Consider the following 20,879-nt stretch of genomic DNA (forward strand, 5'->3'; position numbering starts at 1 on the left):
GGTGGCGGCGTTGCAGCCGCGATCACGTCACGTGTTCACAGAACCGTCTGGATGGCCCGTTCGACGGCCGCCTCGACGTGCAGGCGGGTGGTCGGGAACACCGGGAGCGGCACGTCGGCCTGCGAGATCAGCAGTTCGATCTCGGTGCACCCGAGGATGACGCCCTGCGCCCCGTCGAACCGCGCGATCACGTCTTGATAGGCGCGGCGCGACTCATCGCGGACGATGCCGAGGCACAGCTCGTCGTAGATGATCCGGTGCACGGTCGCCCGGTCCTCTTCCGACGGCACGAGCACCTTCAGGCCGTGCGACTCCAGGCGTTCGCGGTAGAACGCCTGGTCCATGGTGAAACCGGTGCCGAGCAGACCGACGGTGGTGAGCCCGGCGGCCTTGATCGCCTGCGCCGTGGTGTCGCCGAGGTGGACCACCGGGACGTCGACCGCGGCCTGGACCTGGTCGTACACCTTGTGCATGGTGTTGGTGCAGATCAGCACGAAGTCGGCGCCCGCCGCCTGCAGGCCCGCGGCGGCCTCGGCGAGGGCCTTGCCCGCGTCGTCCCAGCGGCCCTCAACCTGCATGCGTTCGATCTCGGCGAAGTCGACGGAGTGCAGGACCACCTTGGCGGAGTGCAGCCCGCCGAGGCGCTCGCGTACGAGCACGTTCGCCAGCCGGTAGTACTCCGCGCTGCTCTCCCAGCTCATCCCGCCCAGCATTCCGATCGTCAACATGCCAACAGTCAAGCACTCCACCGCGGCGCACGGCCGGTGGTGGCCAGCAGCCGCTCGAACGGCGAGGCGTCGGCCGGTGCGGCGACCGGGTCCTGGAAGACCTTCATCTCGACGGCCATCGGGCCCATCTGCTCGACCAGGGCCTTGACCTCGGTGAACACCTCCGGGTCGGGCTCGAAGGTCTGACCGGTGGCCTGGGCGAGGTCGGAGACGTGCACGGTGAGGTCGAGCAGCACGAGGCCGCCGACGGTCTGGGCGGGCATCCGCATGTTCCCGGCGATGCCCTCGGTGGCGCCGGGCTCACCCCACGCCTCGACGAGCTTCGCCGTCTCGGCCGGGTACCGCGTGCGCCAGTCCGGGTAGGACGGGGTGTGGCTGAAGTCGGCGTCCTGCTTCGCGGCGAGCTTCTGGAACTCGACGACGACGTGCAGCAGGTGGTCGAGCAGCGCGCGGACGTCGTAGTCGGCGCACGGCGTGGGCTTGGTCAGGTCGTCGTCGGTGATGGCCGCGATGACGGGCAGTGCGTGGTCGCGGGCCCGGTCGAGCAGAACGCTGAGCTTCATGGTCCCGAGGCTATTTCCGGTGTTGCCGGCGTTCTTGAAGAAACGCGCCAACCTAGGATCCGTGGTTGTGCAGGGGCCGCGCCGGGACACTCGGGGGATCGTGGACGCGCGCGAGCTTTTCGCCCGCGTGCGGTTCCGCCGCCGCATGCCGTGCGCCGAGTTGCAGCCGTACCTGGAGCACTACTGGCTGATCGACGGCGAACTGGACGAGCCCTACACGTCCCACGTCGTGCCGCACCCGTCGGTGAACGTCGTGTTCGAGCGCGGCTTCGACCGGCCGGAGATCGCGGGCGTGGGGCTGGGCCTGTTCAGCCGCGTGCTGGACGGGCGGATCCGGGTGGCGGGCGTGCAGTTCCGGCCCGGCGGGTTCCGGCCGTTCCGGCCGGAGCCGGTGTCGGAGTGGACCGGGCGGCACGTGCGGCTCGACGTGCCGTCGTCGCTGGTGCTGGACGTGGAGGACGAGGACGAACGGGTGGCCGCGCTCGACGCGTTCCTGCTCGGCCTCGGCCCGGTCGCCGACCCGCAGGCGACGCTCGCCATGGAGCTGGTGCAACGGATCCGCGACGACCGCTCGGTGCAGCGGGTGTCGGGTTTCGCGCGCGACTGCGGCGTGGCGGTGCGGACGATGCAGCGGCTGTTCGCGGACTACGTCGGGGTGAGCCCGAAGTGGGTCATCCTGCGCTACCGCATCCACGAGGCCTTGGAGCGCGCCGAGACGGAGGTGGAGTGGGCGGGGCTGGCCGCCGACCTCGGGTACAGCGACCAGGCGCACCTCGTCCGGGACTTCACGCAGACCGTGGGCGTCTCCCCCACGGCGTACGCGCGCGCTCTCACCTGAAGTACTCGCACAGCTCGATGAGGATGCCCTCGGGGCCGCGGACGTAGCAGGTCTTGAGCACGTCCTCATAGGTCTCGACGTTCCTGACGACCTCGGCGCCGTGCGGCTGGAGGCGGGTGAGGGTGTCGTCGAGGTCGTCGACGACGAACGCGACGTGCCGCAGCCCGAGTGCGTGGATCGGGGCGTGCGAGCCGCCGTCGATGCTCTTCGGTGTCTGGAACTGGCTGAACTCGATGCGGTAGCGGTCGTCCGGGGTCTTCATCATCGCGATGTCGCTGGTGGAGCCGTCGAGGCCGATGACGCCGTCGACGAGCTCGCCCTCCATGTGCGCCTTGCCCTCGAGCTCCATGCCGAGCTCCTCGAAGAACGCGACGGCGGCCGCGAGGTCGGTGACGGTCATTCCGACGTGGTGCATGTTCTGGATGCTCATGTCTCAGGGACGGAGCCGTCGGCGCGGTCTCTACCTTCGAAGTGGTCCAACTTGGCGAGTGGTTTTTGGCTCTCCTGGCTGGACCGCTTTCCCGGCAGAGTCCTACGGCATGAGCCTCGCATTCCTGATCACGACGTTGATCGCGGTCGCCACCCCCGGCACCGGTGTGCTGTACACGTTGTCCGCCGGCCTCGCGCACGGGCGGAAAGCGAGCGTGGTGGCCGCGTTCGGCTGCACCCTGGGGATCGTGCCGCACGTGCTGGCCACGGTGACCGGCCTGGCGGCGTTGCTGCACGCGAGCGCGCTGGCGTTCGAGATCGTGAAGTACCTGGGCGTCGCGTACCTGCTGTACCTGGCGTGGGCGACGTTGCGGGACAAGGACGAGCTGGTCGTGGAGTCGTCCGCGGCACCGGCGTCCGCGCGCAGGGTCGTGGTGTCGGCGGTGCTGGTCAACCTGCTCAACCCGAAGCTGACGATCTTCTTCGTGGCGTTCCTGCCGCAGTTCGCGACGGGGTTCGGGCAGATGGTGACGCTGAGCGCGGTGTTCATGGCGCTGACGTTCGTGGTGTTCGCCGTGTACGGGGTGTTCGCGGCGTCGATGCGCGACCGGGTGCTGGCCCGGCCGCGGGTGGTGGTGTGGTTGCGGCGGTTCTTCGCGGCGTCGTTCGCCGCTTTGGGCGCGAAGCTGGCGCTCACCTAGCAGCTGGCGGCGCGTTCCAGCAGCAGGGTGCGCTCGCGTTCGTTGCGCGTGAGCGAGGCGGCCTTCTCGAACTCGGCCTTCGCCTCGGCGGTGCGCCCCAGCTTGACCAGGAAGTCGCCGCGCACGCTGGGCAGCAGGTGGTAGCCCTGCAACGCCTTCTCGCCCGCGATCTCGTCCACGAGCGCGAGTCCGGCGGCGGGCCCGAACGCCATCGACAACGCCACGGCGCGGTTGAGCTCCACGATCGGGGACGGCGAGATGCCCGCGAGCACCTGGTAAAGGGCGGCGATGCGCTGCCAGTCCGTGTCCTCGGCCTTGCGCGCACGGGCGTGGCACGCGGCGAGGGCCGCCTGCACGTAGTAGGGGCCGGGCGGCTGGTTCAGCGCTTCGGCGCGTTCCAACGCCTTCAGGCCGCGGCCGATGAGCAGCCAGTCCCACTTGCCCCGGTCCTGCTCCAGCAGCAGCACGGGCTCGCCGCCGGGGCCGGTGCGGGCCCTGGTCCGGGAGGCCTGGATCTCCATCAGCGCGACGAGACCGTGGACCTCGGCCTCCTTGGGCGCGAGCTCGGCGAGCACGCGGCCCAGGCGCAGCGCCTCGGCGCAGAGTTCGGGGCGCAGCCAGTCGTCGCCCTGCGTGGCGGAGTAACCCTCGTTGAAGATCAGGTAGAGGACCTCGAGGACGCTGGCGAGCCGCGAGGCGAGCTCGGGGCCTTCGGGGACCTCGAACGGGACGCCGGCGTCGGCCAGGGTCTTCTTGGCGCGGACGATGCGCTGGGCCACGGTGGCGTCGCTGACGAGGAACGCGCGGGCGATCTCCTCGGTCTTGAGGCCGCCGAGCATCTTGAGCGTGAGCGCGACCCGTGCCTCGGTGCCGAGGACGGGGTGGCAGGCGGTGAACATGAGGCTCAGGAGGTCGTCGCCGATCTCGTCCTCGATGCCCTCGGCGGCGTCCGGCGTGGTCTCCTGGACGTCGCGGCCGATCTCCTCGACCTTGCGGGCGAAGTTCTCGCGCCGCCGGATCTGGTCGACGGCCCGCCGTTTCGCCGTGGTCATCAGCCAGGCGCCGGGGTTGCGGGGCACGCCCTGTTCCGGCCACTGCTCGAGTGCCTGGACCAGGGCGTCCTGCGCCATCTCCTCGGCCAGGCCGACGTCGCGCACGTACCTGGCCAGCGCGGCGATGACCTTCGCCGACTCCATCCGCCAGACCGCGTCGACGGTGCGGTGCACCGAGGTAGCCCCCATGGGGGCATCAGACCACAGCCACCTGACGTATTTCCACGACGCACGCCGGGAGGCCGATGCGCTTGACCCGCTCCACGGCCTCTTCGTGGTCGCGCACGTCGATCAGCCAGTACCCCGACACCCCGCACGCGCCGGGGACGAGGTCACCGGCGTCGAGCAGGACGCCCGCGTGCCGCAGCGCGTCCCCGTGCAGCGCCGCCAACGGACTCGGGCTCCTGACGAACACCATGAACCGCACCGGACCTCCTCGTTCGCCCTCTCGTGAAGACGTCGAACGGGGAGGTCCGGGATCGACGCGGTGATCAGCCGCGGAAGTCGGCGGCGTGGTCGCGGGCCCACCGCGCGAACGTGCGGTAGGGCCTGCCGGTGAGGTTCTCGTAGTCCGGTGACACGACGAACTCGTAGTCGCTGAAGTCGTCGGGCTCGCCGCCCTCGTAGCCGCCGAGGCCGAGGACGTACCGCGCGATCTCCTCGGGCCAGCCGACGCTGACGTAGTAGGCGAGCGCCTCGTCGACGGTGACGTCGCGGAACGTCAGCGTGCGCCCGATCGCGGCGCCGATGTCGCGGGCCATGTCCCGTTGCGTGAGCTGCGGCGGCCCGGACAGGTCGTAGGCCTTGCCGGCGTGACCGTCCTCCTGCAGGACCTTGATCGCCACGTCGGCGATGTCCGCTTCGTGGATCGGCTGCCCGAGCGAGTCCGGTTCGGGGTGCACGACCGTGCCGTCCTCACGGATCGAGGGGCCCCACAGGTCGATCTTGTTGGCCGCGAACTCTCCGGGCCGCAGGTGGGTCCACTCGACGCCGGACGCCTCCACGGCCTGTTCGACGGGCAGGTGGTGGGTGGTGTCGTAGCCGTAGGTCACCGCGCCCGAGGACAACGTGACGATCCGGCGCACCCCGGCCCGCACCGCGCGCTCGACCACGGCCTGCGCGGTCGGCGGGTGCGCGAACAGGTAGAGCCTCTCCACACCGTCGAACGGGAGGCCGTCCGGGTCGTCGAGGTCGGCCTTCACCACCTCGACGTGCGGCGGGAGGTCCGCCTTGGCCGGGTCGCGGGTGATCGCCCGGACGTGGCCGGAGAGCCCCCGCACCACCAGCCGGCCGACGTTGCCCGTCGCGCCGGTGACCAGCGTCGTCATCGCATGCCCCCTTCGATGCCGTCGAGCAGCTTCTCGAGCCCGTAGTCGAACGAGCCGGTGATGGTGTCCGCGAGCGTGCCCTCGGTGTCGTAGGCGCCGGCGTTCCACAACGCCGTCATCGCCGGGTACCGCTCGACGTCGAAGTAGTCGTCCCAGAAGACCTGCCGCGCGCCCCACCACGAGTCGCCGGACTCGCCGGTCGTCTCCGCGAGCTGCTGGTCGTCGACCTCGGACGCCGCCGCGCCGTGCACGAACCCCTCGATCGCGACGTGGGCGACGGTGACCTCGCGCGGCTCCAGCCCGGAGTCGGCGAGCGCGGCCAGCACGAACTCCTGACCGTCCATCAGTCCCGGCCCGAGCGGCGGCCGCACCATCGACACGTCCCGCATCCACGGATGCGCCTGGTAGACCGCGCGCGTGCGGTCCGCGTAGTGCTTGACGCGCTCACGCCACGTGCCCTCGGACGCGAGGTCGCGTTCCTGCAGCACCGTGTCGGCCATGAGGTCGATCAGCTCGGCCTTGCCGGGCACGTGCGTGTAGAGCGACATCGTGCCGACGTTCAGCTCCTGCGCGACCTGGGCCATCGACATCGCGCCGAGCCCGTCGCGGTCGGCCACCGCGATCGCCGCGGTGACGATCTGGTCGACGCTCACCTTGGGCTTCCTGCCGACCGGTTTCGGCTCCGGCGGCCTGCGCCAGAGCAGCGCGAGCGTCCTGGCCGGGTCTCCCCCGCCGCTGCGTTCGGCGGCCATCCGTCCACCCCATTTCCGTAGGCCATACGGAAACAATACCGTATGACGTACGGAAACCGGGTCAGTTCTGGCGCAGCCGCGCCTGCAGCGCTTCGACCTCGGCGTTCGCGGCGGCCAGGTCGTCCTGCAGCCGCACGATCACCGCCGCCGAGACGAGCGAGTGGCCCTCGTCGAACAGGACGCGGTAGCGGCGGGCCAGGCCGAGCTGGCGGCGGGAGTACCGCCGGTGGCCGCCGCCGGAGCGGCCCGGCACGAGCACCTCCGCGGCGTCGAGGCTGCGCAGGAACGCCTGCTGGACGCCGAGCACCTCGGCGGCCCGCCCGGTGGTGTACGCGGGGTAGTCCTCGTCGTCGAGGTCGCTCAGCGGCACACGAACTCCTCAAGTAGGCGCTTGACACAACTTACAGTCAGCGCTACAAAAAATATGTACCTGGTAACTCTTCCTCAGGGAGTGAGACGAGGTGCCGACCACCACTGAGAGGGCTTTCGCGGACCTGGTGTACGCCGATCCGGCCTGGGTGAGCGCAGAGTTCGAAGCGCTCATCGACGCCAACTTCGGTGCGTCGCCGGTGCCGCGTCCTCGCCCTCGCGTCACCGCGGCGGGGTTCGCCGAACCCCTCCCGATGCGAGGGGTGTGGCGCGCGGGGTTCGCGAGATCGCGGCAGCGATCTCCTCCGGCCTGACGACGAACGCTCGTTCCCGTCCGGTCGACACGAGAGGAGCCCGTACAGCAGAAGAGGGGCGGCGGGCCACGTGCCCACCGCCCCTCTAGTTCACGTACCAGGTGACCTCGACGGCGTCCGGCCCGGCCGTCGCCAGCTCCGCGCACACCTCGTGGGTGAACACGAGACCGGTCTCCCGGCACATCCGCTGCGGCGTCCTGGCCGAGAACCCGCGCGAGTCGAGGTGCTCCCGCACCACCTCCGGCGCCCGCTCACCGGACAGCGTCACCTCGCGCGAGCAGTTGCCCGAGCCGCAGTGCCCCGTCCCCTCCGCCACCCGCAGTCCGGACGGCGCGGGCAGCACCCCCTCGTCACCGGGCTTCGCTTCCAGCCGGTCGAGCAGGACGACCGCCGTGACCAGGAACCCGATGCCGACCATCGCCACGAGCCCCAGCGAACTGGAGGTCAGGCCTCGCTCGCGGGGCATGGCGACCAGGCAGACGACCGCCGCGATGATCGGGTAGAGCCAGCACACCTCGACGGCCGACGGCACGAGCGGTCCGGACCAGCCCAGTCCGCGCGGGACCACGAACCACGCCAGCAGCGCCAGCAGGACGAGCCCTGGGGCCACGCCCTGCTGCGGTGATCGGGCGAGGGCGCACCAGATCAGGATCGGCACCACCGCGGCCAGCCCGAACGGCGCGCCGCTCCACGGGAACGTCCCCACCACCACGGCGGCCACGACCAAAGCCGCCCGCCACGCCCACCGCGACACCCCCGGGTTCCCCATGATCGTCAGTAAAGCGGAAACGCCGCCCCGGTGTCCGGAACGGCGTTTCCTGTGGTGGGAGCTGGGTTCTAGGCTGCCAGGTCGGCGCGGGCCGGCTCCAGCAGCAGCTGCGCTACCCGCAGCTGACGGGCGGCGGCCCGCAGGTCCTTCACGATCTCGGCGACGTCGCGGCCCAGGTCCTGGTCGGCGCGCGCGGCCAGGTCGGTGGCCTGCGCGCCGAGCTCGGCGCTGGTCCGCCGGATCTCGTCGATCGCGGTGCGCAGTTCGTCGACCGTCAGCGGGGTGGTCATGAGCGCCAGGCCAGTGCCGTCAGCATCTCGCGGCCGCGCTCGGCGCTGCGCGGGTGGCTGAGGACGTCGTAGCGGCCGGCCACGAGCTGGGTGGTCGAGGCGAAGTCCCGCTTGCCGCGCGTGGCGGCGTAGCGCGTGGCGGCGCTGGCGAGGCCGAAGACCGTACCGACGACCAGACCCGTGACGATCGGGGCGAGGGCGCCGCCGGTCGAGAACAGGCCGAGCAGCAGACCGACGAACAGACCGAACCAGGCACCCGACGCGGCACCCGCGCCGAGGACGCGGCCCCAGGTCAGGCGTCCGGTGACGCGCTCGACGATCATCGGCTCGACGCCGACGATGGTGACGTCCGCGACCGGGAAGTCGTTGTCCGCCAGGTGGTCCACGGCGCGCTGGGCCTCTTCGTAGGTCCCGTAGGAACCGATGGGCCAGCCCGTGGGCGGGGTGGGCAGTGCGTTGGCGCCCGTGGAATTCGCTCCCGTGGCGAACGGAGTCGCGGTGGTCATTTCCAACACCTCCGAATTGCGATCCCTACACCCGGTACTACGAACGGGCCCCCGATTCTGTTCCCAAACCTGCGCCGATGTGACTCAGCTCCCTGTCGGTAAGCGTGATGTCCAGCGATTCCAGCGTTTTTCCGAGGTCGTCGACCTGAGAATTCTCAGGTTTCTCCCCCGGCCGCTCGACGGTGAACTCGCGACCTACCAATCGGCGGCTCAAACCGGGTTCGAGCCGCATGACGACGAGCTGACGGCTGAACGGCGAACGCTCGTGCGTGGCGACGTAGTAGTTGGCGGCCATGTAGTCGACGGGTCGCTGCTCGATGCCGGTCTCGAACGCGTGCTGCAGCTCCCAGCCGTCCTCGACCTGCTTCTCCAGCACCCAGCGGCCGTGCTCGCGGCGCAGGCGGTGCGGCCACCCGGCCTGGTCCACGACCGCGCCGTCGACGAGCGGCATGGGGTGCAGCATCCCGGCGCCGAAGCCGATGTCGACGAGCTGGTCGTCCACGACGGACATGAAGTGCGTGCGGGGTCCGGTCTTCACCCGGCTCATCTGCCGGCTCACCGTGTGACCGAGCCGTTCGAGCACTGCCGTGAACAGCAGCTGGTGCTCGTAGCAATAACCGCCGCGCCGACTCCTCACCATCTTGTCTTGAATGTCGACCAGGTCGAGTGAGGGCACCCGGCCGAGCATCACGTCGATGTTCTCGAACGGAATGGCGCGCACATGCGCTTCGTGCAACTCCGTCAACGAACTCGACGCCGATGCGCCCGTTCGCGCGAAGTACGCGTCCAAATCAACTGATTCCGTCTGCCACACGACGTTCCCCCCGAGCCCGGTGCCACTCTTCTCCAGTAAGCGCGTACTCCACCTCTCCGTATTCCGCGCCGGGCAGCGGATCCGGGAAGTCGACGTGGAACGTGCGCACGTGCCGCAGCCCGCACTTGGCCATCACGCGCCGCGAGCCGGCGTTGACGAACATCGTCGTGGCGACGACGCGCTGCACGCCCGCGGTGGTGAAACCGCGTTCGATCAGGGCTTTTCCGCCCTCGGTGGCGTAGCCGAGGCCCCAGAACTCCCGGTGCAGCCGGTAGCCGAGCTCGACGACACCGGTGCCCTTGAACTCGAACCAGCCGACGAACCGGCCGCTCGTGTTCTCGTGCGCGGCGTGGAAGCCGTCGCCGAGGTAGTCCTCGACCGGCGCCGGGTCGAGGAACCGCATGACCTCGGGGTCGGCGTGCAGCGCGCGCACCGCGTCGGCATCGGACGGCCGCATCGGGCGCAGGGTCAGGCGTTCGGTCCTCACGGATGAATCGTGGCGCGGCTGTCCACCGCTTTACCCGCCTTCGCCATGCTGGTCGTCCTGGCTACCGCCCGTGCTGCGGAGTGATCGACTCCAGGACGTTCCCCGCCGCGTCCCGCACGACCACGCGCGCGTCGGGATGCTGGTCGATCAACGGCGCCGCCAGGACGAACGTGCCGCCGCCGAGCGAGGCGGGCACGTCGGCCATGCCGGGCCGGGTGTAGGTGATCGAGGCGACCCTCGGGTCGAGCACGAGGCCGACCGCGGCCACCGACGTGCTCCCGTTGTACTCCACGCCCTCCAGCGACAGGTGCGTCTTGAAGTCGTAAGAGGCGCCGAGCGCCACGAGCGTGCTCCCGCGCACCTCCTTGAGGTCGGCGGACTCGTGGACGGTGCCGTGCACCGGTCCCCCGGTGTCGTCGCACAGCAGCAGGAGGTCTCCGAAGCGGCCCGCCATGATCGTCTCGTTCGGTCCCACCTTCGCGGCGACGCCGAGCGCGAACTGGTCGGGGTCCGGGATGGGGCGGTCGCGCAGGCACTGGGCGAACCGCTGTTCCTGGGGCGTGTCGCGCGGTGCGGGCGGCTGCGGGCGGTCGACCACCGGCGGGGTGGGCCTCGGCACGCCGCTGACCAGCCACTCCCGGCCCGCGGACATGGCCGTCGTGCCGGTCTCGGCCTTGGTGTAGCCGTTCGGTTCGAGGAACAGGCCGTCCACCACGGCCGGGAGGGCGTTGTTCAGGCCCTGGTCGCCGACGCGGGCGAGGTTGAGGATCGCGACGTCCGGGGACACCAGGCCGGCCATGGCGCCCGAGGTCGTGGTGAAGAGGATCTTCGCCTGGCGGTCGCCCGGCTCCAGCCGGGCGGGGTCGGGTGCGGAGATCGCGGTCGTGACCGCGGTGGTGGCGCAGAAGAAGACACCGGCGGGCACCCGGAAGGCGGTCAGGACGGTGCCGGCGTTGCGGCTGGTCGCGATCGTCTGCCACTCCCCGGCCGGTGGGTGGTCCTTCGCGGCGGACGCGCAGCGGGCCAGCACGTCCGGATCCACCTCACCGCGCCGGACCTCGTAGACGATCTTGCGGTCGGTGCCGACGAACTCGCCGTTGTGCTGCATGGGCGGCGCGGCGGGGTCGGCCGACCCGCCGAGCAGGACCTGCCCGGCGACCACGGCGCCGGCCGCGAGCATGCTCACGCCGGCGGCGATGAGCGCGGGGCGGCCGCCCCGCGCGGCGGGCCGCATGCCTTCGCTGATGCGCTGACGGGCTCGCATGCGCACGTCGTCGGGCAGTGCGCGGTGTTCGGGCATCTGGTCGATCACGGGGTGTCCTCGGGGGTCAGGTCGCGCAACCGGGCGCGGGTGCGGGAGACTCGGGCGCGCACGCTCGACTCGGTGATGCCGAGGAGCGCGGCGGCGTCTGCGGTGGACACGTCGCCGAGCAGGCACAGCTGCGCGATCTCCCGCTCGGACGCGGGCAGCTTCGCGATGGCCGCCACCACCTCGGCCAGCCGGCGCTGGGCGTCGGTGCGGGCGGCGACCTCGTCGGCGTGGTCGCGCTCGTCCTGCGGGGTCAGCCTGGTGACCAGCCGCAGCGCCCGGCGCGAGGCCCGCCATTCGGTACGCGCGCGGTTGGCGGTCACCGTGTAGAGCCACGGCAGCGCCGAGTCCCGCACGAGCTGGGCGTCTCCCCGCTTCCTCCACGCCGTCAGGAACGTCGCGGAGAGCAGGTCCTCGGCCTGCGACCAGGAGGCCGTCAGCCGGTAGGCGTAGTTCCAGACCGCTTCGGCGTGGCGTTCGAACAACTCCGTGAACGCGGCGTGGTCGCCCTGCGCGATCTGTTCCCAGAGCCGCGTGTCGGGCGGCCCGACGTTCGCGCGCTCGGTCGTCTCAGTCATCACACTCCGCCTGGGGCCGTCACGCCCCAGTGTGCTGCGTGACGCCCGCCACACGCGCGGCGCGGCGGTGTCCGAACGTGACCGTCCGCACGACAGGCGGCCCCTCGTTCGAAGCGCGAACGACCCCGATGGCAAGATCTCCGCGTGCCGATCGAGCAGCAGCAGCCCGGCAATGTCGAGGCCGAGACCCAGGTGTTCGCGAAGATCCCACCCCTGCCGCCGGAGCCGGCGACGGTTCCCGGTGTCGCTCCGGTGACCCCGGCTCCCGCCCCCGCGGCGACCGCTCCACCGGCAACGCCCACCACCGCGGCCGCACCGGCGGCCGCGCGCAAGCCGAAGTCGTTGACCCGGCGGTTGGCCCGCCGGATCCTCGGCCCGACCTTGATGACGAAGAAATAGGCTCGGCTAGCGGTCCGGGACCTGACCCAGGCCTCCGCAGACCCGGCAGGCGGTCCGGTCCTCGTTGAGCCCAGAACCAAGGCAACGGCTGCACTCCTTCACAGAAGAACAGTGTCCGCTCGCACTCGGAGTGGGCGCAGCCGCCAAGCAGGGACCCTCCTGGCAATAATGGGTGACCCCCACCGTTCACGCTCGGTGATCAGACCTGGGTGGACGGACCGGCTGGAATCTCGTTGGCCCGTGCGACATTGCCTGTGACGTTCCCTGGGACGACCCCTCTGCTCTCCCCGTGCGGGAGCTTCCACCAGCCGGAGCACCCGCGCGGGCACGGGTGCGACATCTCGTGCAGCACAAGGCCTTCAGGACCGGGGACGGGTTGTTGCCACGACATCGTTCCGGACCCCGCGCACAGCAGGCAGGTGTCCTCTTCACACTCCACACCCAGGATCTACTCCACACGGGACACTGGGTGCAATCGCTGGATAGAGGGGAGATCACGATGGCGGTCGCGGTCGTGACGGGTGCGGGTTCCGGGGTGGGGCGCGCGGCGGCGCGCACCCTGCTGGCGGCGGGTTTCCAGGTGGCGCTGGCAGGTCGGCGGGAGGACGCGCTGGCGCAGACCGGAGAGGGTTTTCCCGAGAGCGCTCTCGTGGTGCCGTCCGATGTGTCGCGTGAGGACTCGGTCGTCGCCTTGTTCGAGGCGGTGGTGGCGCGCTTCGGTCGCGTGGACGTGTTGTTCAACAACGCCGGCATGAACGTGCGCGCGACGCCGATCGAGGAGTTCTCCTTGAGCGCGTGGGAGAAGGTCGTCGGGGTGAACCTGACGGGGGCGTTCCTGTGCGCCCGCGAGGCGTTCAAGGTGATGAAGGCGCAGGGCGGCGGGCGGATCATCAACAACGGCTCGATCTCGGCGTCCGTGCCGCGCCCGCACGCCGTCGCCTACAACGCGACCAAGCACGCGATGACCGGGCTGACGAAGTCGCTGTCGCTGGAGGGCCGCGCGTTCGACATCGCGTGCGGGCAGATCGACATCGGCAACGCCGCCACGGAGATGACCGAGCGCATGGGCGCCGGCGTGCTACAGGCCGACTTCGAGGTCCGGGCGGAGCCGACGTTCGACGTGCAGCACGTGGCCGACGCGGTGCTGTACCAGGCGCGGTTGCCGCTCAACGCGAACGTGCAGTTCATGACCGTGATGGCCACGGGGATGCCCTACATCGGCAGGGGTTGAGCCTGGTAGAGGCCGCCGCCGCGCTCGAGCAGGCCGAAGTCGACGAGGTAGCGGCGGATGGTGACGTGGTCGAGTTCTCCCCCGTCGCACCACGCCTGGAGCCGCTCGTTGATCTCCTGCTCCTCGTAGTAGGTCCGCGCGGTGAAGGCGTGCGAGGCGACGTGCTCGAGGATCTTGCGGCGGCGCTCGTGCGCCACGGGCAACGACACCAGCTTGTCGCCCCGGATGAACGGCGCGAGTCCGTCGGCGGGCATCGCCTCGGTGAGCGTCGCCGCGAGCGGCTTGAGGTCGGCGGGCCGGGCCGGTTCTCCTTCGACCAGCCCGGCCTCGCGGAGCTTGCGCAGCGCGGTGCCGGCGTCCTTGACCTTCAACCCGGAGGCGGCGGCGACGTCGGCCAGGGTGCCCGCGCCGAGGACGACGGCGGCGAACGCCCGCAGCCTCGTGGGTTCGGCCAGTGCGCGCACGACGGATTCCGGAGTGGTCATGCCTGCGAACCTAACGCCGCCGTCCACCGGTTTTCAGCGCGAGGGCGCGCCCTGCCAGTCGGCGTTCACCGGCCCACCAGGCCTTCGGCCATGACGTCGCCGAGGTAGCCGTCGAAGTCCGGCGTGTCGGGCTCGAGCACGTGCCGGACCCACGCGGTGCGCTCGTGGGCCAGCGGCGGGAGCTCCCAGACGCAGCCGATGAGGTCCTTCGGGATGACGGTGAAGTGCGTGAGGTCGGGATCGGTCGACCCGAGGAACGGCTGGTCGCCGGACACGGCGGTGCGGCAGTGCAGGACGTTGTCCCAGACCCAGTTGTAGGCGTTGAGGTACATCCCCGCGGCGCTGCGGTGCAGGACCGTCACGGTGGCGGGCGGGGTCGGGTCGTCGAAGTCCGGGTAGATCGCCGGCAGGAACGCGCAGGCGGCGTCGCGGATGTCGTCGGTGATCTCGAGCCCCGGGGTGACCACCTCGTAGCGCTTGACGTGCCTGCCCGCGACGACCAGCGGTTCCTTGACGGCCAGCTGCTTCTCGTAGAAAGCCATGCGTCGAACATATGAGCTATCCCTGACACCCTGTGTCAGTGTCTGTGTTCCGGTAACGCGCGCGTGAGACAGGGCGACAGTCGGTTCGTTCCTGGCGAGCGAGAGGTGACACCGTGTCCGAAGAACCCCAGGCAGGCGCATTCGAATTGCGGGTGCAGAAGGAACGGGGCGTCGGCACCGGACCCGACTGGTCGAGCTCCTATCCGGCTGACTCGGTGCTCCGGATCCAAGCCGCGCCGACGGTCGAGGAAGCGGGTGTGCAGGCCACGACCGAAGCCGTCATCCTGCTGCACTCGATTCGCCGGATCCTGATGTGGATGCTGGTGATCATCCCCGTCCTGGGTGCCGCCGCGTTCATCACGTTGCTCGTCATCGCGAACGCCGCCGACCCTGCCGCCTGCACCTCGATCTACAACTGCTGATGAATCACTGACATCGGTGTGTCAGTGGTTTGTGGCAGTGTGTCCGCGTGCGCGCGAGCCGGTTGGTGTCCTTGCTGCTGCTCCTCCAGACCAAGGGGCGGATGACCGCGCAGGCGCTGGCCGACGAGCTGGAGGTCTCGGTCCGCACCATCTACCGCGACGTCGAGTCGCTGCACGCGGCCGGCGTGCCGCTGTACGGGGACGCGGGCCCGTCCGGCGGCTACCAGCTGCTCGACGGCTACCGCACGCGGCTGACGGGCCTGACCGAACAGGAGGCCGAGTCGTTGTTCCTGGCCGGGCTGCCGGGGCCGGCCGCGGACCTGGGGCTCGGGGACGCGGTGTCGGCCGCGCAGCTCAAGCTGATGGCGGCGTTGCCGTCGCCGATGCGGGACCGGGCCTCGCGAATGGCGACGCGGTTCCACCTCGACGCGCCCGCCTGGTACTACGACCCGGAGCGCTCGCCGTTGCTGGGGCTGGTGGCGGACGCGGTGTGGCGGGAGCGGTTGCTGGAGGTCAGCTACCGGCGGTGGCGTTCGCCCGAGGACGTGACGCGGGTGCTGCGGCCGCTGGGGCTCGTGCTGAAGGCGGGGCGCTGGTACCTGGTGGCGCAGGGGTCGTCGCGGATCTCCACGTACCGGGTGGCGCAGATCCAGACGGCCGCGGTGCTGGAGGAGTCGTTCACCAGGCCGGAGGGGTTCGACCTGGCGGCGCACTGGGCGGAGTCGCTGGAGGACTTCCAGTCGCGGCAGTACACCGGCGAGGCGGTGATCAGGTTGTCGGAGCGCGGCTGGGAGTCGTTCGCGTCGCACGTGCTGCCGGTGGTGGCGAAGGCGGCGGAGGAGTCCGTTGTGGACGACGGCGGCGGTTTCCGGGTGACGATCCCGATCGAGTCGCTGGGTCACGCGACCGGGATGTTGTTGCGGCTGGGCGGTGAGGTCGAGGTGCTGCACCCCGCCGAGCTCCGGGAGCAGGTGACGGCGGCGGTGCGGCGGCTGGCGTCGATCTACCTGGGGTGACCGAACCGCGCGAGGTGGTGCCACAGGTGTTTGACGACCTGCGGGTCCGCGTCGCTGTGCTCGAGCAGGTCCGGGGTGATGACGCCGTCGCGGGCCAGCCGCAGTCCCAGCTCGACGGACTCGGGTGTGCGGTAGCCGGGGTGGCGCAGCAGGTCCTGTGTGGACAGCCGGAAGCCGGGGTGGCGTTCGACCGGGCACGGCAGGTCGACCGGAGGGTGGCTCGGGTCGAGCACGAGGGCTTCGACGTCGTCGAGGGTGACGGGACCGTGGACGTGGGCCTCGACGTAGTTGTCGAGGAAGTCCAGGCTCTCGTCCTCGGTCAGCGAGAAGTGCCGGGCGGTGCCGAAGTCGACCGGTTCGAAGACGCTGTCCGGGTAGCAGAACGTCGTGCGGTCGAGCACGTCCTCGCGGAGCCGCAGGTGCGCCGAGCCGAACCTCGGGGCGGCGCCGCACACCAGCCGGCGGTGGTTGAGCGCGCCGTACTTCGGCCGGTCCGCGGGTGCCGCGTGGTCGTAGGCGCCGCCGAACAGGCGGCTCTCCCAGTCCCGGCGCGCGCCACCGAGTCCGCCGTTGCTGGTGCCGGTCTCGAACTGGGAGCGGTAGACGCCGTCGCGCACGAGGCTGTCGAGCACACCGCGGCCGGGGTGGAAGTTCAGCGTCACGCGGAGATCGCGCGGCAGCGGATCACCCGCCGAGAGGCCGTCGACGTGCGCGATGGCCTGCTCAAACACGCGCGAGCTCACGGTCGTGCACGCGTGTCAGCGCCAGCTGCGCCGCCAGGGCCCCGAGCAGTGCCATGAACATGTCCCACTGGGTGTCCCACACGTCGCCCTGGGTCCCGAGGAACTCGTCCGCGGCCGATCCGCCGAGCACTGCCGCGAGCCACTCGCCGAGCTCGTAGGTCGCGCTGAACGCCAGGCACACGCACACGACGAGGAAGAACAGCCAGCCGCCCGGCCGCAGCGGGGAGCGCCGCAGCAGGATTTCGCGGGCGAGGACCGCGGGCACGAAGCCCTGCGCGAAGTGGGCGAACCGGTCGTAGTGGTTGCGCGCGAGGTCGAGCCAGTCCTGCACCCAGAACCCGGCCGGCACGCGGGCGTAGGTGTAGTGGCCGCCCAGCAGCAGCACCAGGGCGTGCAGGAAGATCAGCCGGTACAGCAGCGGTGTCAGCCGGAACCGCCGGTAGGTCGCGGCCAGCAGCACGCCGCCGATCACGACGGGGGCGACCTCGAGGTACCAGGTGGCGCGGTCGTACGGGCCGATGCCCGAGGCGACCAGCGCCACCACCGTCAGTCCGAGCAGGACAAACGGCTCGATGTGCGTCTTAGAGCTCACGGACCACCTTGCAGGGATTGCCGACGGCGAGTACGCGCGGCGGGATGTCGCGCGTGACGACGCTACCGGCTCCGATGACCGAGTTCTCGCCGATCGTGACACCGGCGCAGACGATGACACCACCGCCGAGCCACACGTTGTCGCCGATCACGATCGGCGCGGCGGACTCGAAGCGCTGCCGGCGGGCCTCGTGGTCCTCGATCGGGTGCAGGGCGGTGAGCAGCTGGGCGCGGGGTCCGATGGAGACGTCGTCGCCGATGGTGATGGTGGCGCAGTCCATGAGGATGGCGTCGTAGTTGAGGAAGCTGTTGGAGCCCAGGTGGATCTGGTAGCCGTAGTCGCACTGCAACCGCGGCATGACCCACGAGCCTTCGCCGATCGAGCCGAAGAGCTTCGTGATGACCTCGCCGGAGCGGGTGGCGTTGAACTCGTCCACCAACGCCTGGGCGCGCTGCCGTTCGGCGACCAGTTCGGGGTCGGAGTCCTTGTACAGCAGGCCGGTCATCATCTTCTGCTTCTCGGTGATCACCCTTCGAGAGAGCCCGAACGCAGCAGCGCGCGGGCGCGGGACGCGGCGATCTCCATCAGCGCCACGAGTTCCGCGGCCTCGAAACCGGGTGGCGGCTCCACCGCGAGCACCACAGGTGTGGTGGTGGGAAGCAGCGGACGATCAGGCAACTGACCTGCTTCTTCGTGCGAAACCACCACAGGTGTTCTGGTGCCGACGGGGCCGGCGACGCGCTCGCGCAGGGCGTCGAGGAGTTCCTGTTCCGGTTTTCCCTTGAGCAGCAGCAGGACGAACGGGTCGGCGTCGAGCAGCCAGCCGACCTGGAAGGCGAGCGCGGCGGCGTGGCGGCACGGCAGTTCCCAGCCGTCGCAGTCGCAGTCGGGTTCGAGGTCGCCGATGCCGGGCAGCAGGTCCACTCCGGACTCCTCGGCGGCGAGCACGAGGTCGCGCGGCATGTCGTTGTCCAGCAACGCGGCGATGTGCGCGGAGTTCTCGGCGACGCGGTCGAGGAACCGTCCCCATTGGACCTCCGTGAGCACCGGGACGCTGACGGTGGTGCTGTGGACGGTGTCGTCGTCGTGGACCTGCGCGTGCAGGCGGCCGGGGCTGACGGTGATGGGGCCGACGACGCCGGCGTGGGCGTAGCGGCGGCCGAGCTTGAGCATGCCGGAGTCGAGCGCGGTGTCCTTGAGAGCCTTGTCCCAGGCCTTGCCCCACCACGAGGTGGCGATGCGGCGCTTCACCTTGGGGAACGCGGCGTATCCGCGGGCGGTCATTGCGCGCTCCTGAGCTGGACGAGTTCGGCGAGTTCGGCGTCGGTGAGCTCGGTGAAGGCGGCCTCTCCCCCGTGCAGGACGGCGTCGGCGAGGTCGCGCTTGCTCTGCAGGAGCGCGGCGATGCGTTCCTCGACGGTGCCCTCGGTGACGAGCTTGTGCACCTGGACGGGCCTGGTCTGGCCGATGCGGTAGGCGCGGTCGGTGGCCTGGTCCTCGACGGCGGGGTTCCACCAGCGGTCGAAGTGGATCACGTGGTCGGCGCGGGTGAGGTTGAGTCCGGTCCCGGCGGCCTTGAGGGACAGCAGGAACACGGGCGCGCGGCCGTTCTGGAAGTCGTCGACCATCTGCTCGCGCTGCGGCACGGGGGTGCCGCCGTGCAGGAACCGGGTGGGCTGCTCGATGTGGCGCTCCAGCAGCCGGGCCATGCCGACGTACTGGGTGAAGATCAGCGCGGAGCCGTCCTCGGCGACGATCGTGTCGAGGAGTTCGTCGAGCAGGTCGAGCTTGCCGGAGGTGCCCTGCAGCGTGTCGTGGCCGAGGTAGTGCGACGGGTGGTTGCAGATCTGCTTGAGGCCGGTGAGCAGTTTCAGCACGAGCCCGCGGCGGGCGATGCCGTCGGAGTGCGCGATCTGGTCGAGGATTTCGCGGGTCAGCGCCTCGTAGAGCGCGGCCTGCTCGACCGACAGCGAGACGTAGCGGTCGGTCTCGGTCTTGGCGGGCAGTTCGGGGGCGACGCCGGGGTCGGTCTTGCGGCGGCGCAGCAGGAACGGGCGGACGACCTTGGCGAGGGTGTCGTCAGGTTCGGGCCAGCGGGTGCGGAACGCGCGGTGCGTGCCGAGCAGGCCCGGTGTCGTCCAGTCCAGCACGGCCCACAGCTCCGACAGCGAGTTCTCCACGGGTGTGCCGGACAGCGCGACGCGCGCGCCGCTCGGAATGGAGCGCAGTGCCTTGGCGGTGCCGGAGTGCGGGTTCTTGACGTGCTGGGCCTCGTCGGCGACGACCATGCCCCAGTCGTGGCCGCGCAACGCCTCGGCGTCCAGGCGCATGGTGCCGTAGGTGGTGAGCACGACGCCGTCGGACGGCAGGGTCCGTTGTGGACCGTGGTAGCGGGTGACGGGTGTGCCGGGGGCGAAGCGGCGGATCTCGCGTTCCCAGTTGCCCAGCAGCGAGGCAGGGCAGACGACGAGCGTGGGCCGCGGGTCGGCGCGGTGCAGGTGCAGGGCGATGAGGGTGATGGTCTTGCCGAGACCCATGTCGTCGGCGAGGCAGGCGCCGAGGCCGAGGCTCGTCATGTGGGCGAGCCAGCGCAGGCCGTGCAGCTGGTAGTCGCGCAGCCGGGCCTGCAGCGCGGCGGGCTGGGGGAACTCGGGCACGGTGGTGATCGCGGCGGTGAGGCCGTGCGGGGCGACCTCGGCGCGTTCGCCGTCGATGATGGCGACGCCGGTGAGGGCGGCGGTGACGGCCTGCGCGGCGGTCAGCGGTTTGAGTTTCTGCCGGGCCTTCTTCTTGAGAGCGGGGTCGACGAGCACCCACTGGTCGCGCAGCTTGACGACCGGCCGGGACGCCTCGGCGACGAGGTCCATCTCGGCCTGGGTCAGCTCCTGGCCGCCGAGGGCGAGCCGCCAGTCGAACGCGAGCAGGTCGCTTGCCTGGAACGTGCCGCTGGGCTCGCCGATGACGGCCTTCGCGGACAGGCCGGTGGTGAGCTCGCGCGGCCAGTGGACCTCGATGTCGGTGGCGAGCAGTTCGCTGACCTCGCCGTCGGCGAGCTCGGCGGAGTCGAGCAGGCGTTGCAGCGGCGGCCAGTCGACACGGCTGATCGCGCGGATGGCGTCGAGCTCGCGGCCGGACCCGCGCACGTCGCGCGGGTAGGGGTCGGTGACGGCGCGGACCTGCACGATGCCGCGGAACCGCAGGTCGTCGGTGGTCTCGATGCGCAGGGAGATCGTGATCTGCTCGTCGGCCCACGCCTTGAGCGCGGAGACGTCGCAGGCCTCGGTGCCCGCGAACGGCCCGGTGCCGGTGCGGGGCAGGGTGTCGGCGACGGCGTCGAGGAACGCGCGGAGCCGGTCGTAGTCGTCGTGGGCGGCGAGCTGGCGCAGGTGCAGCTCGTCGGCGTGGTCGAGGGGCCCGACGCGCCAGGTGTCGTGGCCCGCGGCCGTCACGCCGGGCACGATGCGGCCCCGCGCGACGAGGGTGAGCGCGGTCGCGGCCGCCACAGACCAGTAGCCGTCGCTCGCCAGCACCTCCGGCAACGCCTCGATCAGGGGTTTTCCGTCGAACTGGCCGAAGCGGGGCGGATCGGCGGGCGCGAACATACTTTGTACCGTACACCATA

At 70.7% G+C, this 20,879-nt stretch carries 28 protein-coding genes; 6 read left to right on the forward strand and 22 right to left on the reverse strand.

The window, feature by feature from the left end:
- Positions 1-35: 35 nt before the first annotated feature.
- Both BMY74_RS26865 and BMY74_RS26870 read right to left on the reverse strand, forming a co-directional pair.
- A complete protein-coding gene (locus tag BMY74_RS26865; protein ID WP_089920826.1) occupies positions 36-728 on the reverse strand; it encodes an aspartate/glutamate racemase family protein in 693 nt (230 codons plus the stop codon).
- Between the two features lie 8 nt (positions 729-736).
- The gene (locus BMY74_RS26870) at positions 737-1,291 is read right to left on the reverse strand and encodes a TIGR03086 family metal-binding protein (protein WP_089920829.1); all 555 of its coding nucleotides are present in this window, start codon (positions 1,289-1,291) and stop codon (positions 737-739) included.
- Between the two features lie 100 nt (positions 1,292-1,391).
- Between BMY74_RS26870 and BMY74_RS26875 the strand changes: the two genes are divergently transcribed.
- A complete protein-coding gene (locus tag BMY74_RS26875) occupies positions 1,392-2,129 on the forward strand; it encodes a helix-turn-helix domain-containing protein (RefSeq protein ID WP_218159755.1) in 738 nt (245 codons plus the stop codon).
- On the opposite strand, the gene BMY74_RS26880 is transcribed toward BMY74_RS26875, so the two are convergent.
- On the reverse strand, positions 2,122-2,544 hold the full coding sequence (locus BMY74_RS26880; RefSeq protein WP_245786380.1) for a VOC family protein: 423 nt from the start codon (positions 2,542-2,544) through the stop codon (positions 2,122-2,124). The two genes, BMY74_RS26875 and BMY74_RS26880, sit on opposite strands and share 8 nt — an antisense overlap.
- 124 nt (positions 2,545-2,668) lie before the next feature.
- Between BMY74_RS26880 and BMY74_RS26885 the strand changes: the two genes are divergently transcribed.
- Positions 2,669-3,259 carry a LysE family translocator gene (locus tag BMY74_RS26885; RefSeq protein WP_089920838.1) on the forward strand — a complete coding sequence of 197 codons (591 nt, stop codon included), beginning with the start codon at positions 2,669-2,671 and terminating at the stop codon, positions 3,257-3,259.
- Here BMY74_RS26885 and BMY74_RS26890 read toward each other — a convergent pair.
- The 12 genes from BMY74_RS26890 to BMY74_RS26945 all read right to left on the reverse strand — a co-directional run bounded on the left by BMY74_RS26890 (position 3,256) and on the right by BMY74_RS26945 (position 11,827).
- Positions 3,256-4,500, reverse strand: coding sequence for an RNA polymerase sigma factor (locus tag BMY74_RS26890; protein WP_089920840.1), 1,245 nt, complete (start codon positions 4,498-4,500; stop codon positions 3,256-3,258). The genes BMY74_RS26885 and BMY74_RS26890 overlap by 4 nt on opposite strands.
- Positions 4,501-4,507: 7 nt before the next feature.
- Positions 4,508-4,738, reverse strand: coding sequence for a YciI family protein (locus tag BMY74_RS26895; RefSeq protein ID WP_089920841.1), 231 nt, complete (start codon positions 4,736-4,738; stop codon positions 4,508-4,510).
- A gap of 64 nt (positions 4,739-4,802) precedes the next feature.
- A complete protein-coding gene (locus BMY74_RS26900) occupies positions 4,803-5,639 on the reverse strand; it encodes an NAD(P)H-binding protein (RefSeq protein ID WP_089920842.1) in 837 nt (278 codons plus the stop codon).
- Entirely contained in the window at positions 5,636-6,391 is a 756-nt protein-coding gene (locus tag BMY74_RS26905; RefSeq protein ID WP_089920843.1) for a TetR/AcrR family transcriptional regulator C-terminal domain-containing protein, read from the reverse strand. Before BMY74_RS26905 ends, BMY74_RS26900 begins: the two co-directional genes overlap by 4 nt.
- A gap of 61 nt (positions 6,392-6,452) precedes the next feature.
- A complete protein-coding gene (locus BMY74_RS26910) occupies positions 6,453-6,761 on the reverse strand; it encodes a MerR family transcriptional regulator (protein WP_089920844.1) in 309 nt (102 codons plus the stop codon).
- A 398-nt stretch (positions 6,762-7,159) separates the two neighbouring features.
- Entirely contained in the window at positions 7,160-7,843 is a 684-nt protein-coding gene (locus tag BMY74_RS26915) for a hypothetical protein (RefSeq protein ID WP_089920846.1), read from the reverse strand.
- A 68-nt stretch (positions 7,844-7,911) separates the two neighbouring features.
- On the reverse strand, positions 7,912-8,133 hold the full coding sequence (locus BMY74_RS26920) for a hypothetical protein (RefSeq protein WP_089920848.1): 222 nt from the start codon (positions 8,131-8,133) through the stop codon (positions 7,912-7,914).
- Entirely contained in the window at positions 8,130-8,639 is a 510-nt protein-coding gene (locus tag BMY74_RS26925; protein ID WP_089920850.1) for a YflT domain-containing protein, read from the reverse strand. Before BMY74_RS26925 ends, BMY74_RS26920 begins: the two co-directional genes overlap by 4 nt.
- Positions 8,640-8,676: 37 nt before the next feature.
- Complete coding sequence (locus BMY74_RS26930; protein ID WP_245786381.1) at positions 8,677-9,453, reverse strand: arylamine N-acetyltransferase family protein; 777 nt, start codon at positions 9,451-9,453, stop codon at positions 8,677-8,679.
- The gene (locus tag BMY74_RS26935) at positions 9,431-9,940 is read right to left on the reverse strand and encodes a GNAT family N-acetyltransferase (protein ID WP_281245003.1); all 510 of its coding nucleotides are present in this window, start codon (positions 9,938-9,940) and stop codon (positions 9,431-9,433) included. Before BMY74_RS26935 ends, BMY74_RS26930 begins: the two co-directional genes overlap by 23 nt.
- Before the next feature lie 61 nt (positions 9,941-10,001).
- Entirely contained in the window at positions 10,002-11,252 is a 1,251-nt protein-coding gene (locus tag BMY74_RS26940) for a hypothetical protein (RefSeq protein WP_089920854.1), read from the reverse strand.
- Positions 11,249-11,827 carry an RNA polymerase sigma factor gene (locus tag BMY74_RS26945; protein ID WP_089920855.1) on the reverse strand — a complete coding sequence of 193 codons (579 nt, stop codon included), beginning with the start codon at positions 11,825-11,827 and terminating at the stop codon, positions 11,249-11,251. The genes BMY74_RS26940 and BMY74_RS26945 overlap by 4 nt, the downstream gene beginning before the upstream one ends.
- Before the next feature lie 144 nt (positions 11,828-11,971).
- On the opposite strand from BMY74_RS26945, the gene BMY74_RS26950 reads away from it, so the two are divergent.
- Together BMY74_RS26950 and BMY74_RS26955 are read left to right on the forward strand one after the other, a co-directional pair.
- A complete protein-coding gene (locus BMY74_RS26950) occupies positions 11,972-12,226 on the forward strand; it encodes a hypothetical protein (protein ID WP_089920857.1) in 255 nt (84 codons plus the stop codon).
- A 499-nt stretch (positions 12,227-12,725) separates the two neighbouring features.
- Entirely contained in the window at positions 12,726-13,457 is a 732-nt protein-coding gene (locus BMY74_RS26955) for an SDR family oxidoreductase (RefSeq protein ID WP_089920858.1), read from the forward strand.
- On the opposite strand, the gene BMY74_RS26960 is transcribed toward BMY74_RS26955, so the two are convergent.
- Positions 13,439-13,942, reverse strand: coding sequence for a DUF2087 domain-containing protein (locus BMY74_RS26960; RefSeq protein ID WP_089920859.1), 504 nt, complete (start codon positions 13,940-13,942; stop codon positions 13,439-13,441). The two genes, BMY74_RS26955 and BMY74_RS26960, sit on opposite strands and share 19 nt — an antisense overlap.
- Before the next feature lie 65 nt (positions 13,943-14,007).
- Positions 14,008-14,484, reverse strand: coding sequence for a hypothetical protein (locus BMY74_RS26965; RefSeq protein ID WP_089920860.1), 477 nt, complete (start codon positions 14,482-14,484; stop codon positions 14,008-14,010).
- A 113-nt stretch (positions 14,485-14,597) separates the two neighbouring features.
- Here BMY74_RS26965 and BMY74_RS26970 point away from each other — a divergent pair, with 113 nt between their 5' ends.
- Both BMY74_RS26970 and BMY74_RS26975 read left to right on the forward strand, forming a co-directional pair.
- Positions 14,598-14,906, forward strand: coding sequence for a hypothetical protein (locus BMY74_RS26970; RefSeq protein WP_143091717.1), 309 nt, complete (start codon positions 14,598-14,600; stop codon positions 14,904-14,906).
- 47 nt (positions 14,907-14,953) lie between these two features.
- Positions 14,954-15,922 carry a helix-turn-helix transcriptional regulator gene (locus tag BMY74_RS26975; protein ID WP_089920862.1) on the forward strand — a complete coding sequence of 323 codons (969 nt, stop codon included), beginning with the start codon at positions 14,954-14,956 and terminating at the stop codon, positions 15,920-15,922.
- On the opposite strand, the gene BMY74_RS26980 is transcribed toward BMY74_RS26975, so the two are convergent.
- From BMY74_RS26980 to BMY74_RS27000, 5 genes are read right to left on the reverse strand one after another with little or no spacing between them, the layout of a single operon-like run.
- Positions 15,910-16,665, reverse strand: coding sequence for a DUF3626 domain-containing protein (locus tag BMY74_RS26980; RefSeq protein WP_245786382.1), 756 nt, complete (start codon positions 16,663-16,665; stop codon positions 15,910-15,912). The two genes, BMY74_RS26975 and BMY74_RS26980, sit on opposite strands and share 13 nt — an antisense overlap.
- Positions 16,646-17,257 carry a DUF2238 domain-containing protein gene (locus BMY74_RS26985; protein ID WP_245786383.1) on the reverse strand — a complete coding sequence of 204 codons (612 nt, stop codon included), beginning with the start codon at positions 17,255-17,257 and terminating at the stop codon, positions 16,646-16,648. Before BMY74_RS26985 ends, BMY74_RS26980 begins: the two co-directional genes overlap by 20 nt.
- Positions 17,247-17,765 carry a sugar O-acetyltransferase gene (locus tag BMY74_RS26990; RefSeq protein ID WP_425434862.1) on the reverse strand — a complete coding sequence of 173 codons (519 nt, stop codon included), beginning with the start codon at positions 17,763-17,765 and terminating at the stop codon, positions 17,247-17,249. The genes BMY74_RS26985 and BMY74_RS26990 overlap by 11 nt, the downstream gene beginning before the upstream one ends.
- Positions 17,766-17,782: 17 nt before the next feature.
- Positions 17,783-18,541: an SWIM zinc finger family protein gene (locus tag BMY74_RS26995; protein WP_089920865.1), complete on the reverse strand. Its 759-nt coding sequence runs from the start codon at positions 18,539-18,541 to the stop codon at positions 17,783-17,785.
- Positions 18,538-20,859: a DEAD/DEAH box helicase gene (locus BMY74_RS27000; RefSeq protein ID WP_089920866.1), complete on the reverse strand. Its 2,322-nt coding sequence runs from the start codon at positions 20,857-20,859 to the stop codon at positions 18,538-18,540. Before BMY74_RS27000 ends, BMY74_RS26995 begins: the two co-directional genes overlap by 4 nt.
- Between the last annotated feature and the right edge of the window lie 20 nt (positions 20,860-20,879).

Source organism: Lentzea albida, from assembly GCF_900111005.1.
In the GTDB taxonomy this organism is placed as follows: domain Bacteria; phylum Actinomycetota; class Actinomycetes; order Mycobacteriales; family Pseudonocardiaceae; genus Lentzea; species Lentzea albida.